The sequence below is a fragment of the Nocardia aurea genome (assembly GCF_003123685.1).
Lineage (GTDB): Bacteria > Actinomycetota > Actinomycetes > Mycobacteriales > Mycobacteriaceae > Nocardia > Nocardia aurea.
Genome location: NZ_QCYJ01000020.1, coordinates 118,733 through 132,914 on the forward strand (window position 1 = coordinate 118,733; position 14,182 = coordinate 132,914).

Consider the following 14,182-nt stretch of genomic DNA (forward strand, 5'->3'; position numbering starts at 1 on the left):
CACCGCCGTCGGACACCCGGGCAACGTCGCCCGGCGAACGGCACGGATGCCCCCTCCGCACGCGGCATATCTGTAACGTGTTACAGAAGTACGTTCGAGACAGACCGACGGAGGTTCGCGATGGGGCGATTGACCGGCAAGGTGGCATTGATCAGCGGTGCGGCCCGCGGTATGGGCGCGGCGCACGCCGAGGCGATGATCGGTCACGACGCCCGCGTGGTGCTGGGCGATATCCTCGACGACGAGGGCGCCGCGTTGGCCGAGAAACTCGGCGACAACGCCGCCTACGTCCACCTCGATGTGCGCGACAAACAGCAGTGGCTCGATGCCGTCGCCGAAACCACCCGTCGTTTCGGCGCGCCGAATGTGCTGGTGAACAATGCCGGCATCGTCAACGGGAACCTGCTGGTCGATTTCGAACTCTCCGAATGGCAGCGCATCCTCGATATCAACCTGACCGGCACCTTTCTCGGTATGCAAGCGGTGGCATCGGGCATGATCGAGGCACGCGGCGGATCGATCGTCAATATCTCCTCGATCGAAGGGATGCGCGGCAGTCCCGGCCTGCACGGCTACACGGCTACCAAATTCGCGGTGCGCGGACTCACGAAATCCGCGGCACTCGAATTGGCCCAGTACGGGATTCGCGTCAACTCGGTGCATCCCGGATTCATCAGCACCCCCATGACCGAGGGGATTCCGCCGGACTTCCTCCAGATCCCGTTGGCCCGGGCGGCCGATCCGTCCGAGGTGTCGGCCCTGGTCACCTTCCTGGCATCGGACGAATCCTCGTATTCGACGGGTTCGGAATTCGTCATCGACGGTGGTCTCACCGTCGGCGTGCCGCACAAGAGTCAGTGAGCCGACACCCAGGGAACTCCGACCGTCAGGACCACGAGGGGCGGTAGCGCCAGCAGGGCCAGGCACGCGGTCGTATTGATCCACTTGTATTCGACGATCAGCCCGACGAATTCACGCAGGACGGCGCTGGGCAGGTAGTAGTACGCGGTGCGCGCGCCGACGACCTCCGCGTCCAGTTCGAGTCTGCGGGCCAGGATCGCGGTGCGCAGGATATGGAAATTGCTGGTGACCAGCACCATTCGCGTGCTCCCACCTCGATCGTTCAGCAACTCCTTGGTGAACAGCAGGTTCTCGTTGGTATTGGTCGACCGATCCTCGTGCACGACCGCCTCCGGAGGCAGACCGTTGTCGACCAGGTATGTCGACATGGCGAGCGCTTCGGAAACCTCCTCGTCCGGCCCCTTCCCACCGCTGGTCACCACCACGGGGCTTCTGCCCGAATCGAATTCGGCGCGGAAGACGGCGAGCGCGCGATCCAGACGCGACGCGAGCAACGGCGGCACCCGTCCGCCGTCCAGACCCGCGCCGTGCACGACGATGGCGTCCATACCCGGCTGGTAGCCGAGCCGTCCGTAGAGGAAGGCGTAGACCAGGAAGGCGATCAGCGACAGGCCGAAATAGCCGATCGCCAGGGTGACCGACGCCGCGCCGACCGCGATCCAAATACTCTCGGCGACAACGGCTGTCACGAGGAGAACATAGGGAACCAAGAGTACGAGCCCCGCACCGAGCGACAGCACATTCGGAATGCGCACCCCCTCACGGGCCACCATCTGCACACCGTTGCCGACCAGCAGCCCCGCCAACGTCAACACCGCCACCGGCGAGAGAACGATCATCACCACCGCCAGCAACCGCAGCATCCCCTCACCCGCCGCGGTCACCAGCGACACCCCCGCGAAGAGCGCTCCGAGTAGCAGGAAGACGCCATTGCCGAGCCGACGCCGATCGGTATGGAACCGCGCCGCGAACACACCGAACATGACCAGGCCGATGGCGAGCAATATCACCTCGCCACGGTACGCGGGGTGTCAGCGCGGGCACCGGGTGGAGGTGGGGTTCGGCAACGGACGGGTTCATCGCGTGACATGCCCCGGCCTGTGCAGGCATTCACCACCCCCGACGACAGGTTCCCGCGAATTCCCGCCGCGATTGTCCGCGCAGGCCGTACCCCACCGTTCATGCCCTCAGGCGAACACCGCCGACCGATCCTCGACCAATCGCAACCGCCCCGAGGCGAATACCCGCTCCGGGTCGACGGCGTCACGCACCGCGCGCCATTCGTCCAGCCGCGGATACATCGCGCTGATCGTCTCCGTGCGGGAGTCCCGGGCGAAATGGAGTCCGGAAAATGGGTGGCCGGGCGGGTCCGGGACTCGAGAGGATCGGTGGATGTCCGCAGCCGTCTATCTGATCACCGGCATACAGGCCGCAGGGAAATCCACCGTCGCGCAGGCGCTGGCCGAGCGCTTGCCGCGGTCGGCGCATGTGCGCGGGGATGTCTTCCGGCGTTTCGTGGTCGGTGGACGGGCGGAGATGTCGGGGGATCCGAGCGCCGAAGCGGTCGAGCAGTTGCGGTTGCGGCACCGGTTGGCGGCGCGTACCGCCGACGAGTACGCCGAGGCCGGGTTCACGGCGGTGTTGCAGGATGTCGTGCTCGGTGAGTTCCTGCCGTTCACCATCGGACTCATTCGGACCAGGCCGCTCTACGTCGTCGTGCTCGCGCCGCGACCCTCCGCCGTCGCGGCGCGTGAAGCCGCGCGGGACAAGTCCGCCTACGGCACCTTCACGGTCGAAGCGCTCGACAGCGCGCTGCGCGAGGGCACACCGCGGCTGGGTCTGTGGCTGGATACGACCGATCTGTCCGTCGCGGAGACCGTCGATCGAATCCTCGAGCAGGCGCGGCCATGGTCTTCCTGATCGGGCGATGACGTCAGCGCAGCGCGCCGGGACCCGTTCGGGTCGAGCGATGCGCGGCCGACAACCCCTCGTCGCCGAGAATCTTGCCGACGGGCACGTCGGCCACGACGCGAACCGCATCCAGAACGACCGCCCGATCTCAACTCAGCCGATGTGCTGCCAGCAACTCCTCGTCGCCGAGGATCTTGTCGATGGGTCCGTCGGCCACGACGCGGCCCGCGTCGAGAACGACCGCGCGGTCGCAGACGCGCTGCGCGTACGGCAGGTCGTGGGTGACCAGGACCAGGGTGGTCGGGAGGGCGAGCAGGATGTCGGCGAGTTCGCGGCGCGCCACCGGATCCAGGTTGGCCGCCGGTTCGTCGAGGACGAGTACCTCGGGGCGACATGCCAGGACGGTGGCGAGTGCGGCACGGCGGCGTTCGCCCAGCGAGAGCCGGGCCGGGGAACGATCGGCACGGTCCGACATCCCGACCGCGTCGAGGGCGAAACGCACACTTTCGGAGAGTATTTCGCCGCGCAGGCCGAAGTTGGCCGGACCGAAGGCGACATCCTGTTCGACGGTGGGCATGAACAGTTGATCGTCGGGATCCTGGAAGACGACTCCGACGCGCTGGCGGATGACGCGCACCGTCGTCCGATCGAGGCGGACCGCACCGATGTGCACTTCACCCGATGTCGCGGTGAGCACGCCGTTGAGGTGCAGCATCAGCGTGGATTTGCCCGCGCCGTTGGGTCCGAGCACCGCGACGCGTTCTCCCGCGCCGATATCGAGGTCCACCCCGTGCAGCGCGCCCGTGCCGTCGGGATAGGCGTAGGTCAGGCCGACCAGGCGCACGGCCGCGGGCTCGGTCACCGCAGCACCCACGCGCAGGCGCAGACACAGATCGCCGCGACGGCGGGCGTGACGCCGAATGACCACTGTCTCCTGGTCGCCGGTTCGGTGCCGAATTCGGTGATGACGCCGGTGAATCCGCGCGAAAGCATCGCCAGATGGACGCGTTCGCCGCGTTCGTAGGACCGCAGGAACAGGCTTCCGACACCGCGTGCGGTCGCGCCTATCTGGCGGATCGTGCGCGGGTCGTCGCCGCGCGAGATCCTGGCCAGGCGCATGCGGGCGGCCTCGTCGGCGATCACGTCCACGTATCGCAGCATGAGCACCACGATCGTGACGACCATGGCTGGCACGCGCAGTCGGCTGAGCCCGCCCGGCAGCTCCCTGATATTCGTGGTGGCCGCCAAGGTCAGTGATATCGCCACTCCGACGGTGCCTTTCGCGATGATTCCCCAGGCGGCGTAGAGGCCGGTGGTCGACAGCGATATGCCGAGAAAGGTCGTTCTCGGCTCCCCCGCCGCGAACGGAAGCAGGACCGCGAGCACGACGAACGGCAGTTCGATCAGCAGTCGCGGGGCGATCCAGCGGAGCGGGATTCCCGCCGACCGCCACAGCGCGAACAATCCGGCCACGTAGACCGCGAACGGCCAGAACAGCTCGCGCGGTGTGGCGACCACGGCGAAGACCGCGACGACGGCGCACACGATCTTCACTTCGGCCGGAACGCGGTGCACCGGCGAGCTGCCGGGCAGGTACAGCCGGTGGCTGACGGTGGTCACCTAGGTCGACTCCGGTTCGGGCAGGCTCGATCCGGGCGAGACGCTCGTGGCGCGTCGGCTGTTGCCCGCCCTGATGACGCGCACCACCGCGAACAGCGCGGCGAAGGCCGCGGCCACACCGAGCACGCCCGCGATGCCGGTGAGCCGGTCGTCACCGTCGACGGTGTAGTCGGCCAGCGGCGAATGCGCCAGCGCGTGATCCCGGGCGTTCCGCGCGATGCATTCGCCGCGCAATTCCTCTGCTCCGCCGACCTCGACCACCGTGCACCCTCGTTGCGTGGTGGCGTCCAAGCCGTCGGGGTGCGAACTCGCCGCGTAGGACAGCACCCCCGCCACGAGCAGGGCGACGGCGGCGAAACCGAACAGGAATCCGTTCGTCGACAGCGCGACACGGCGCGGGGATCGCCGCGCGCGTTCGGTGGCGCGGAGCAGGTAGACGAGGTCGGGTCGGGCGTTGACGACGGCGACCACCGTGATCGCGGTGATGATCCCCTCCCCGACGCCGATCAGCGCGTGCGTCGCGAACATGTACCAGGCGACGGTGCCGACGGTGGAACCCGCCGCACCGCCGATCGCGTATTCGACCACGAAACCCATGGCGGCACAGATCGTTCCGAGGAGCGCGGCGACGAACGCGACCACACCGACGCCGCCGCGTTTCGCCAGGACCGGCAGCAGTCGGCGGGCGAGGAAGTAGCCCACGGTCACACCGATGAGGGCCATATTCGTGATGTTCGTCCCCAGCGCCGTCAGACCGCCGTCGGCGAACAGCAGTGCCTGCACGATCAGCACGATCGCCACGCACAGCGCCCCGACGTAGGGCCCGACCAGGATCGCGGCGAGCGCGCCGCCGAGCAGGTGACCGCTCACGCCGGGCAGGATCGGGAAGTTCACCATCTGCACCGCGAAGATGAACGCGGCGACCAGACCCGCCATCGGCGCCGCGCGTTCGTCCAGTTCGGCGCGCGCCCGCCACACCGCGTAACCGAGCCCCGCGAGCGCGACGACCGCGAAGATCAGCGAGGTCGGTGCGTCGACGATGCCGTCGCTCATATGCATCGCCAGGGTGGTGTCGTTCACCCCCACAGACGATACTCGCAATATATGTTCAAGTGAACCGATATGTGAACATTGCGTCGACCGGCCATCGAGGAGAGAACGGCAGACCAGGACCGTGGCACCGAGCCCCCAGCTGGACCCCGAGGACGCCCGCACGGAAGTGCCGGGCCTGGACGCGGCCGGTATCGAGCACTGGGCGCGGCGCTTCGAACTGCTCTCCGACGCGAACCGGCTCCGGCTGCTGGTCTGCCTGCACCACACTCCGGACCAGAGCGTCACCGACCTCGCCGCCGCGGTCGGCATGTCCGCGACCGCGGCCTCGCACGCCCTGCGTCTGCTGCGCTACCAGGGCTGGGTCACCGCGTCCAAGACCGGACGGATCGTGCGCTACCGCCTCGCCGACGAGACGATCCACCAGCTCCTGCACTGGATCGGCGCCACCCACGCCGCCGAACACTGAGCCGTCCGTCGGGCGATGGACGGCGCAGCGCGCGAAGGTGATTCACGCACCGCTGTTAACCCCGGCGACGACACCCGCGATCAATATCCGACGGCCCCGAGCCATCCACCACCCCCTCCGGTTCGGGGCCGTCTCACCAATTGACCCGGCATCCCGACGGACCCGCGGCCGTCGGGCGTCACTTCCCCGACAGATCCTCCGAGAGATCGCGTGCCTGCACGCCTTCGGGCAATCGGACTTCCTCGACCGATTCGGGTCGGTCGTCGTATTCCAGGCGCAGAGCCCGGCAGATGGTGGCGTGCATGTCGTAGAGGGTGGTGATGTAGGTGAGTTCGAGGATCTCCCGGTCGGTCAGATGGGCTTTCAGTACGTCGAAGACCGCGTCGGCGACCCGACCGCCGTCGTAGACGAGGGCGTCGGTGTAGGCGAGCACGGCCCGTTCGAGCGGGGAGAAGCAATCGGCGACCTGCCAGTGCGGGATCGCCGCGATGGTCTCCTCCGGTACGCCGAGTGATCGCATCTGCTTGCAATGCTGGGAGAAGACGAACTGGCTGCCACGGGCGTAACCCGCCCGGCACTGTCCGAGCTCGCGCAACGTGGAATCGAGTGTGGCATCGCGATATACGGAGAAACCGCGCACGGCGTGGCGGAACACCTCCGGCGACTGCGCGAAGACCGTCCACCAGTCGCCGGGCGTGGCGTGAACGGTGCCGTGGTCGACGGCGGGATCCCTGTCGGGGCCGAAGAGCCGGTCGTAGAAGTACAGGATCCGCTCGTCGGTGACTTCGGCGCGGGGCACTTCACGCAGTCGGGGCATGACGCTGTTCCTTTTCGGTGCGAGGCGGGTTGCGGTCGGCGGCGGTCCTCGGCGCGTGCGAGACGTCGTCATCGGTGAAGGTTCGCGTCCAGCAGGCGAATTCGAGCAGAATGCCGTCGGGATCGCGGAAGTAGAACGACCGGACGAAGGTGCCGGGATGGACCTCGCGCGACACCCCGGACCGGCTGTCGTCGTGGTTGAGCACGCGACTGACCTCGATCCCCTCGGCGCGCATCCGCCGGTGGTACTCGTCGAACCGCTCGGGCGGCACGGTGAAGGCCACGTGATTCATCGATCCCACCGCGCTGACGAGTTCTCCCGCGTCGGGCAGCCCCCTCGGTGCCGAGATTCCCGGGACGGCGTCGGGGGCGTCGGCGAGCCAGAAGAAGGCCAGGGCGTTGCCGTTACCGCAGTCGAAGAAGAAATGCTGTCCGAGATTCCCCGGCAGTTCGATGGTCTTGATCAGCGGCATACCCAATGTGCCGGTGTAGAACTCGATCGTGCGGCGCATGTCGGAGCACACGAGGGCGAGGTGGTTGATGCCCTGTAGTTCGTATCTCGGATCGGTCGAAGTCACGGGAGTCCTTCCGGTGAACGCCGCTGCCGCATGCCACCGATTCGACGGCGCGATCGTGGGAACGGTCGACGGCAGACGACTCGACAGAAGATGACTTGACAGTCATGTCAAGGTGGTGGAAAGTCTGAGCCGTGGCGAAGTCGGCTGTCAATAGCGCACCGGCCCCGATGGACACCCTGCTCATCGATCGCACCGCGCGCGCGATCGCCCGCCGGCAGTCCCACGGACCGGTGCGAGGAGACAGCCTGTGACGATTGATCCGGATGACCACACGCCGCCCGGACCGCTCGAGGGTTACCGCGTGCTCGAACTCGGAACGTTGATCGCGGGTCCGTACTGCGGCAGGCTCCTCGGTGACATGGGCGCGGATGTCATCAAGATCGAAGCGCCCGACCGCCCCGATCCCCTGCGCGAATGGGGTCAGGCCGCCGGCGGGCACCAATACTTCTGGGCCGTGCACGCCCGCAACAAACGCTGCGTCGGTGTCGATCTGCGCACCGATGCGGGCCGCGCGATCTTCCTCGAACTCGTGCGCACCGCCGATGTGGTGGTGGAGAGTTTCCGCCCCGGAACCCTGGAACGCTGGGGGCTCGGATACGACGTCCTCGCCGCGATCTCACCCCGGCTGGTGCTGGCGCGGGTGTCGGGCTACGGGCAGACCGGCCCGTATTCCGCGCGCCCCGGGTACGCCTCGGTCGCCGAGGGGATCAGCGGATTGCGCCACCTCAACGGATTTCCCGGGCAGGCGCCGCCGCGGATCGCGCTGTCGCTCGGTGACAGTCTCGCCGGACTCTTCGCATGCCAGGGCGTTCTCGCGGCACTGCTGGCGCGTGAACGCACCGGACGCGGACAGATCGTCGACGCCGCCCTGACCGAGGCGGCGCTGGCCGTTCAGGAATCGACCGTGCCCGATTACCACAAGACCGGGCACGTCAGACAGCCGTCGGGCACGCGCCTGGACGGGATCGCGCCGTCGAATCTGTATCGCGCCGCGGACGGGCTGTGGGTGATCATCGCGGCCAACCAGGACACGGTCTTCGGACGACTCGCCACCGCGATGGGCACACCGGAACTGGCGTCGGACCCCAAGTACGTCAACCACACCGCGCGCGGCGAACACCAGGACGAACTCGACGAGATCATCGCGGCGTGGGCGGGGAAATACACCGCCGCCGACCTGATCGAACTGCTGACCGGATTCGGCGTCGTCGCGGGCCCGGTCAACACCGTCGCCGAGGTGATGACCGATCCGCAGTTCACCGCACGCGAACTGTTCGTCGAACACCGCGACCCGTCGGTCGGTCCCGGTGAGGCCGGATTCGATCCCGAACCGGCGCGCGGTGTGGGTGTGGTGCCCAGACTCAGCGACACACCCGGCGGCGTCCGGTGGGGTGGCCCGAGCAGGCCGGGCACCCACACCGACGAAGTTCTCGGCGAACTGCTCGGCTATGACGGCGAACGACTGGCCGCACTGCACGCGGCGGGCACGATCGCGTGAATTCGACCGCGCTCCGGCCGCCGCACGACCTCTCCCCTCGCGCGAAGGAGCGTTGACATGAGCTACAACCACCCCGAGGGCAGGGCGGCCGAATCGGCGGCGGCAATGCGCGCGTTCATCGACGACGAGGTCATCCCCGTCGAATCCATCCTCGCCGTCGAAGGCGATACCGCGCGCACCACATTGGCCGGACTGCGAACGCGGGCAAAGGAACTCGGCCTCTTTGCACTCGGTCATCCGGCGGAGCTGGGCGGCGGGGGTCTGCCGTTCCTCGACTTCGTCTATCTCAACGAGATCATCGGCCGGTCCGAATTCGGTCAGCTGGCGGTCGGTTCGGTGTCCATGCAGGACACGCTCATGCTGCATCGGCACGGGACCGACGAACAGCGCGACCGCTGGATCGCGCCGCTGGTGTCGGGAGAGATCCTGCCGTCGGTCGGACTGACCGAACCGGAGGTCGCCGGCTCCGATCCCACCCTGATCGAAGCCCACGCCGAACTCGACGGCGATCACTGGATCATCAACGGACACAAGTGGTTCACCACCGGCGCGGCGCAGGCCGCGTTCTGCACCGTCTTCGCCCGCACCGAACCCGAGTCCGCGCCGAGGCACGCGCGCATCAGCGCGATCATCGTCCCGACCGACACACCCGGATTCGAGATCGTGCGTTCGATTCCGACGATGGGCCACGACCCCAGCGACCACTACGAGATCCGGCTGACCGATGTCCGCGTGCCCGCCGCGGCACTGCTCGGCGCGCGCGGTCAGGGGTTCACGGTGGCACAGGATCGCCTCGGACCGGGCCGGATCTTCCACGGTATGCGCTGGCTCGGTCAGGCCCAGCGTGCCTACGAACTCATGTGCGCCCGCGCGAACACGCGTTTCGCCCACGGGTCACTGCTCGCGGACAAGGGCGAGATCCACCGCTACATCGCCGAATCCGCCGCCCAGATCCACGCCGCGCGGCTGATGACCCTCGATGCCGCGCGGGCGATGGACGCCGGGGAGGACTATCGCGTACACGTCGGACTGGTGAAATTCTGGAGCGCCAGGATGCTGCACGACGTCATCGACCGGGCCATCCAGGTGCACGGCGCGCTCGGCCTGACCGCGGACACGCCACTGGAGCGCATGTACCGGCAGGCGCGCTACGCGCGGGTGTACGACGGACCCGACGAAGTGCACCGCATGTCGACCGCGCGCCGACTGCTGCGCGATCCGGGGGCCGCGCCGTGGCTGTGACACCGTCTCGTGACGAGGGAAGTGTCGAATTCGGGCTGCGCGTCGAACAAGTCGATGTCGTCGAAGACCACGAACCGGCCGTGACCACCCTGATCGACGGTATCCGCGCGGTGCTCGGCCAAGCCGTCGGCACCGAGATCGTCACCGCCGAGATCCGCCGGTTCACCGGAGGCGCGAGTCGCGAGGTGTACGCGATCCACGCCACCGACCGGGACGGCGCGCCGGTCACGGCCGTGTTGCGCCGTGACCCGCCGGGCCACGGTGACCCCGCTCGGATGCGCGCCGAGGTCGCGTGTCTGCGGGCCTCCGCCGGGGCGGGTGTCCCCGTCCCCCGGGTCCTCGCCTCCGGGGACACCGCGCCCGGGATCGACGCGCCTTATCTGCTGATGAACACCGTCGGCGGCGAGTCGATACCCCGCAAGCTGCAACGGAATCCGGAATTCGAGGCCGTGCGCGCGGATATCGCCGACGAACTCGGCTACGTGCTCGGACGGATCCATCGCACACCGCTCGACACACTCACCGCACTCGACGACAGCGATCAACTCGACACCATCGAGCAGATCTATCTCGGCTTCGCCGAACCCCGCCCCGCTGTGGAGGCGGGGCTGCGCTGGCTTCGGGAGCACCGCCCGCCCCCGCGCCCGGTCTGTCTGGTGCACGGAGATTTCCGGCTCGGCAATCTGCTGATCGATCCCACCGGAATCCAGGGCGTGCTGGATTGGGAACTCGCCCACCTCGGCGATCCGATCGAGGATCTCGGATGGCTCTGCGTCCGGGCGTGGCGCTTCGGCGCGTCCGCACCGGTCGGTGGGCTCGGCGGTCGGGAACAGTTGCTCGACGGCTACCACCGTGCCACCGGTGACCGCCCCTCGGCGGACGAACTGCACTGGTGGGAAGTGTTCGGCACACTGAAATGGCTGGTACTGAGCCGATTCCAGGCCGAACGTCATTTCGGCGGAACCGAACGCTCGCTCGAACTCGCCGCGATCGGGCGGCGGGTGTGCGAATCCGAATTCGACCTGATCGACGCGCTCGATCTCCTCGATCCCGCCGTGCCCGGACCGGCGCCGGAACCACCGGGCGCCACCGTGCACGACCGCCCGAGCGTCACCGAGATCCTCGAACTCGTCGCGGCGACCCTCGCCGACGATATCGGCCCGGCGTTGTCCGAAGACGCCGCGCGGCAACGCTATCTGCTGCGGATCTGCGTGTCGCTGCTGAGGATCGGCGGGCGAGAGTTGACCGAGACCGGCGTCAGGTCCCAGGTGCGGGAATTGCTCGGCCGGGTGGACTGCATATCGGAGGCGGCTCTCGCGGAGAAGATCCGCTCGGGGGCGCTGTCGTACGAGGAGAAGGACGTCCGGGCGGCGGTGACGGCGACGGTGCTGGCACGGTTGCGCGCGTCCAATCCGGGATATGTTGCCTGAGCGTCGGTTTCGCCATACGAATTTGACCGCGGGCGCACGCTTGTCGTCCGCGCGGTGGCTCCGCACGTGCCGTCCCGGGGCGGGTGTCAGCGCTCGCGCCCGACCGGCTCCGTCAGAGCCGGACCAGTTCGCTGGAGAGTAGACGGTCGCCGTCGATGTACTGCGCCAGCTGCGCCGCCGTCAGCTTCGCGGCCAATGTGTCGTGCTCGCGGACGATGTCAGCGGCATCCTCGGCATTGATCTCGGCGAAGCTCTGATCGTTGTAGTACTCGATATAGGTGTAGAGCCCGCGCTCGCCGCCGTCGTAGGTGTACACGACCGCGAAGCCGCCGAGGGTCGGATCGAGGGTGTAGTCGGTGCCGTCGAGTTCGACGACGGTCCGGAGGGTACTGGTGAGGTTCATGGATCTCCGTGCGCCGCTGATCATCGAGGTCTGTTCAATTCGATCCCGGGACAGAATTGAATGTCAATGTCGGCTACGCAACACTCAGCCCGCGCGCACCGCGACGGCGTCCTGCGGCAGTTCGGCGGACCGGTCGCATTTCTCCAGCTGACGCCCTTCGATGTCGACGTCGGGCAGGATCCGGTCGATCCAGTTCGGCAGATACCAGGCGTGCCTGCCGAGCAGGGTCATGAGCGCGGGCACGATGATCATCCTGATCAGGAACGCGTCGAACACCATGCCGATGGCCAACGCGAAACCCATGGTCCTGGCGATGGTGTCGGGCAGCAGAACGAACGCGGCGAAGACCGAGACCATCACGAAGGCCGCCGAGGTGACCACCCGCGCACCGTGCCGGAAACCGACGACGACCGCTTCCCGTGCCGCGGCGTCGGTCTCCGGGCCGTGCGCGTATTCCTCGCGCATGCGGGTGACGAGGAAGACCTGATAGTCCATGGCGAGCCCGAACAGGATCGCGATCAGGTAGATGGGAACGAAACTGATCACCGGCTCCGGGTCCGCGACCAGGCCGAACCAGCCCTTCTGGAAGACCGCGACGGTCGCGCCGAAGGTCGCGGCGATGGACAGCAGGAACCCGAGTGTCGCGATCAGGGGTACCGGCAGCGAGCGGAACACCAGCATCAGGACCAGGAACGCCAAGCCGACCACCAGCGCGAGGTAGGGAATGAGCGCGCCGTAGAGGGCGACCGCGAGATCCGACATCATCGCCGTCTGCCCGGCGACCCCGAAGCCGATGCCGTCGCGGTCGAGGAAGGAGCGTTCCAGTCCGCGGATATCGCTCACCAGGTCACGCGTCCGTGTCGTGCCAGGCCCGGAATCCGGGACGACCACGATCAACGCGCCGGTGCGGTCGGCGTTGAGCTGCGGCGGCGCGACGGTCGCGACGCCGGGCAGATTCCCGATCGCGGCCGCCAGGTCGCGGTAGACGGATTCGGGCCGGGAAGTCCCGCTCCCGTCGACGGCCACGACGAGTCGACCGACGACGCCGTCGCCGAAACCCCTTCCGAGCAACTCGATGGCCGGTTTCTGATCCGCTGTCGCCACGTCCATTCCGAGTTCGAGGTCGGCGGCGGGCAGCGCGAACACCCCGAGCGCCGCGGTGGTCGCCACCAGCGCGAGCACCGGGCGTGCCGCGATCCGGCGCACCCACCGCGCACCGTGGGAATCCGCGCTGTCGGGTTCGTCACCCCGGCGCAGGCCGGGCACGCGCAGCGCGAACGCGCGCCGTCCGAGCAGGCCCAGGAGTGCGGGCAACAGGGTGAGCGCGGTCACGACGGCTACCACCACCGACAGCGCGGCGGTGTATCCGAGCATCGACATCAGCGGATTGTCGACCACGCGTAATCCGACGAGGGCGATCACGACGGTCATGCCCGCGAACACGACCGAGGATCCGGCGGTGCCGACCGCACGACCCGCGGCATGACCGAGATCGTCGGTCGCGTTCATCTCGTGGCGGTAGCGCGACACGATGAACAGCGAATAGTCGATGGAGACCGCGATGCCGATCATCGACGCCAGCAGGATCGAGGACGAGTCCATCTCGAACAACGCGGTCGCGCCGGTGAGTAGCGAGACCGAGATGCCCACGCCGAACAGGGCGGTGACGATCGGTAACGACGCCGCGACCAGCGAGGCGAACGCGATGATCATGACGATCATCGCGATCCCGAACCCGACCGATTCCGCGGCGGCGCTGTCGACGCGCTCGGCGCTGAACACGCTGCCGGTCGCCTCCGCCCGCAGACCGTTCGCACTCGACCGGTCGAGCACCTCCTCGAACGCGGCGATCTCACCCTCATCGATGAGATCGAATGTCGTGGTCCAGGTCAGTTCGACATAGGCGAGGGTGCGGTCCCGACTCACCCTTTGCGCGCCGACCGGCTCCCCCAGCGGATCGACCACCGCCTGGGGAGCCGCGAGATTCTCGAGGCCGCGCAGCCCACGCACCAGTTCGTCGATGCGCGCCCGATTCTCCGGACTGTCGAGTGTGGCGCCCTCGGGCGCCTGGAAGACGACCTGGGCGGCGGCGAGATCGCGGCTGCCCCGCAGCTGCGGGAACTTGTCGTCCATGATCTGCTGTGCGCGTTCGCTTCCCGAGCCCGGAACGGAGAAATCCGCGACGAAGGGTTCGGCGGCCAGGGTGGTCGCGGCGGCGCCGCCGAGCAATACGCACCACGCGAGAAGGACTGTGAGGCGATGCCGGAAAGCGAAGCAGCCCAGTCGATACAACATCGTCGCCAT

The 14,182-nt window shown here is 67.9% G+C and carries 15 protein-coding genes and 1 pseudogene; 6 read left to right on the forward strand and 10 right to left on the reverse strand.

Features of this window, described 5'->3' with window-relative positions; translation table 11 throughout:
• Positions 1 to 120: 120 nt before the first annotated feature.
• Positions 121 to 861 carry a glucose 1-dehydrogenase gene (locus DAT37_RS05645; protein WP_109523626.1) on the forward strand — a complete coding sequence of 247 codons (741 nt, stop codon included), beginning with the start codon at positions 121 to 123 and terminating at the stop codon, positions 859 to 861.
• Here DAT37_RS05645 and DAT37_RS05650 read toward each other — a convergent pair.
• Positions 855 to 1,871, reverse strand: coding sequence for a YdcF family protein (locus DAT37_RS05650; RefSeq protein ID WP_109523627.1), 1,017 nt, complete (start codon positions 1,869 to 1,871; stop codon positions 855 to 857). The two genes, DAT37_RS05645 and DAT37_RS05650, sit on opposite strands and share 7 nt — an antisense overlap.
• A gap of 177 nt (positions 1,872 to 2,048) precedes the next feature.
• Positions 2,049 to 2,255 (reverse strand): D-arabinono-1,4-lactone oxidase, encoded by a 207-nt coding sequence (locus DAT37_RS05655; protein WP_109523628.1) that lies wholly within the window; start codon positions 2,253 to 2,255, stop codon positions 2,049 to 2,051.
• On the opposite strand from DAT37_RS05655, the gene DAT37_RS05660 reads away from it, so the two are divergent.
• Positions 2,254 to 2,781, forward strand: a complete 528-nt coding sequence (locus tag DAT37_RS05660; protein ID WP_109523629.1) for an AAA family ATPase — start codon at positions 2,254 to 2,256, stop codon at positions 2,779 to 2,781. The genes DAT37_RS05655 and DAT37_RS05660 overlap by 2 nt on opposite strands.
• A gap of 139 nt (positions 2,782 to 2,920) precedes the next feature.
• Here DAT37_RS05660 and DAT37_RS05665 read toward each other — a convergent pair whose 3' ends face one another.
• The 4 genes and pseudogenes from DAT37_RS05665 to DAT37_RS44795 form a co-directional block, all read right to left on the reverse strand.
• Positions 2,921 to 3,646 (reverse strand): energy-coupling factor ABC transporter ATP-binding protein, encoded by a 726-nt coding sequence (locus DAT37_RS05665; protein ID WP_109523957.1) that lies wholly within the window; start codon positions 3,644 to 3,646, stop codon positions 2,921 to 2,923.
• Positions 3,631 to 4,392 carry a cobalt ECF transporter T component CbiQ gene (gene cbiQ / locus DAT37_RS05670; RefSeq protein WP_109523630.1) on the reverse strand — a complete coding sequence of 254 codons (762 nt, stop codon included), beginning with the start codon at positions 4,390 to 4,392 and terminating at the stop codon, positions 3,631 to 3,633. The genes DAT37_RS05665 and cbiQ overlap by 16 nt, the downstream gene beginning before the upstream one ends.
• Positions 4,393 to 4,728 carry a PDGLE domain-containing protein gene (locus DAT37_RS44790; RefSeq protein ID WP_408637371.1) on the reverse strand — a complete coding sequence of 112 codons (336 nt, stop codon included), beginning with the start codon at positions 4,726 to 4,728 and terminating at the stop codon, positions 4,393 to 4,395.
• An 81-nt stretch (positions 4,729 to 4,809) separates the two neighbouring features.
• Positions 4,810 to 5,451 (reverse strand): annotated as a pseudogene (locus DAT37_RS44795) (energy-coupling factor ABC transporter permease); the annotation flags it as partial.
• Positions 5,452 to 5,566: 115 nt separating this feature from the next.
• On the opposite strand from DAT37_RS44795, the gene DAT37_RS05680 reads away from it, so the two are divergent.
• Positions 5,567 to 5,911, forward strand: a complete 345-nt coding sequence (locus tag DAT37_RS05680; RefSeq protein ID WP_405180229.1) for an ArsR/SmtB family transcription factor — start codon at positions 5,567 to 5,569, stop codon at positions 5,909 to 5,911.
• A gap of 178 nt (positions 5,912 to 6,089) precedes the next feature.
• Here DAT37_RS05680 and DAT37_RS05685 read toward each other — a convergent pair whose 3' ends face one another.
• The gene (locus DAT37_RS05685; RefSeq protein WP_109523632.1) at positions 6,090 to 6,728 is read right to left on the reverse strand and encodes a carboxymuconolactone decarboxylase family protein; all 639 of its coding nucleotides are present in this window, start codon (positions 6,726 to 6,728) and stop codon (positions 6,090 to 6,092) included.
• Entirely contained in the window at positions 6,712 to 7,305 is a 594-nt protein-coding gene (locus DAT37_RS05690) for a VOC family protein (protein ID WP_109523633.1), read from the reverse strand. Before DAT37_RS05690 ends, DAT37_RS05685 begins: the two co-directional genes overlap by 17 nt.
• A 247-nt stretch (positions 7,306 to 7,552) precedes the next feature.
• On the opposite strand from DAT37_RS05690, the gene DAT37_RS05695 reads away from it, so the two are divergent.
• From DAT37_RS05695 to DAT37_RS05705, 3 genes are read left to right on the forward strand one after another with little or no spacing between them, the layout of a single operon-like run.
• Entirely contained in the window at positions 7,553 to 8,803 is a 1,251-nt protein-coding gene (locus tag DAT37_RS05695) for a CaiB/BaiF CoA transferase family protein (protein ID WP_408637367.1), read from the forward strand.
• Between the two features lie 57 nt (positions 8,804 to 8,860).
• Positions 8,861 to 10,045 carry an acyl-CoA dehydrogenase family protein gene (locus DAT37_RS05700; protein ID WP_109523634.1) on the forward strand — a complete coding sequence of 395 codons (1,185 nt, stop codon included), beginning with the start codon at positions 8,861 to 8,863 and terminating at the stop codon, positions 10,043 to 10,045.
• On the forward strand, positions 10,036 to 11,475 hold the full coding sequence (locus DAT37_RS05705) for a phosphotransferase (protein ID WP_232839532.1): 1,440 nt from the start codon (positions 10,036 to 10,038) through the stop codon (positions 11,473 to 11,475). The genes DAT37_RS05700 and DAT37_RS05705 overlap by 10 nt, the downstream gene beginning before the upstream one ends.
• 112 nt (positions 11,476 to 11,587) lie before the next feature.
• Here DAT37_RS05705 and DAT37_RS05710 read toward each other — a convergent pair whose 3' ends face one another.
• Positions 11,588 to 11,878, reverse strand: coding sequence for a hypothetical protein (locus tag DAT37_RS05710; RefSeq protein ID WP_157978305.1), 291 nt, complete (start codon positions 11,876 to 11,878; stop codon positions 11,588 to 11,590).
• A gap of 84 nt (positions 11,879 to 11,962) precedes the next feature.
• On the reverse strand, positions 11,963 to 14,182 hold the full coding sequence (locus DAT37_RS05715) for an MMPL family transporter (RefSeq protein ID WP_109523636.1): 2,220 nt from the start codon (positions 14,180 to 14,182) through the stop codon (positions 11,963 to 11,965).

Excerpts from the sequence above, each read along its gene's own strand:
- DAT37_RS05645 (WP_109523626.1), top strand. The coding sequence starts at position 121 with ATGGGGCGATTGACCGGCAAGGTGGCATTGATCAGCGGTGCGGCCCGC.
- DAT37_RS05660 (WP_109523629.1), top strand. The coding sequence starts at position 2,254 with ATGTCCGCAGCCGTCTATCTGATCACCGGCATACAGGCCGCAGGGAAA.
- DAT37_RS05685 (WP_109523632.1), bottom strand. The coding sequence starts at position 6,728 with ATGCCCCGACTGCGTGAAGTGCCCCGCGCCGAAGTCACCGACGAGCGG.
- DAT37_RS05700 (WP_109523634.1), top strand. The coding sequence starts at position 8,861 with ATGAGCTACAACCACCCCGAGGGCAGGGCGGCCGAATCGGCGGCGGCA.
- DAT37_RS05710 (WP_157978305.1), bottom strand. The coding sequence starts at position 11,878 with ATGAACCTCACCAGTACCCTCCGGACCGTCGTCGAACTCGACGGCACC.
- DAT37_RS05715 (WP_109523636.1), bottom strand. The coding sequence starts at position 14,182 with ATGGCGACGATGTTGTATCGACTGGGCTGCTTCGCTTTCCGGCATCGC.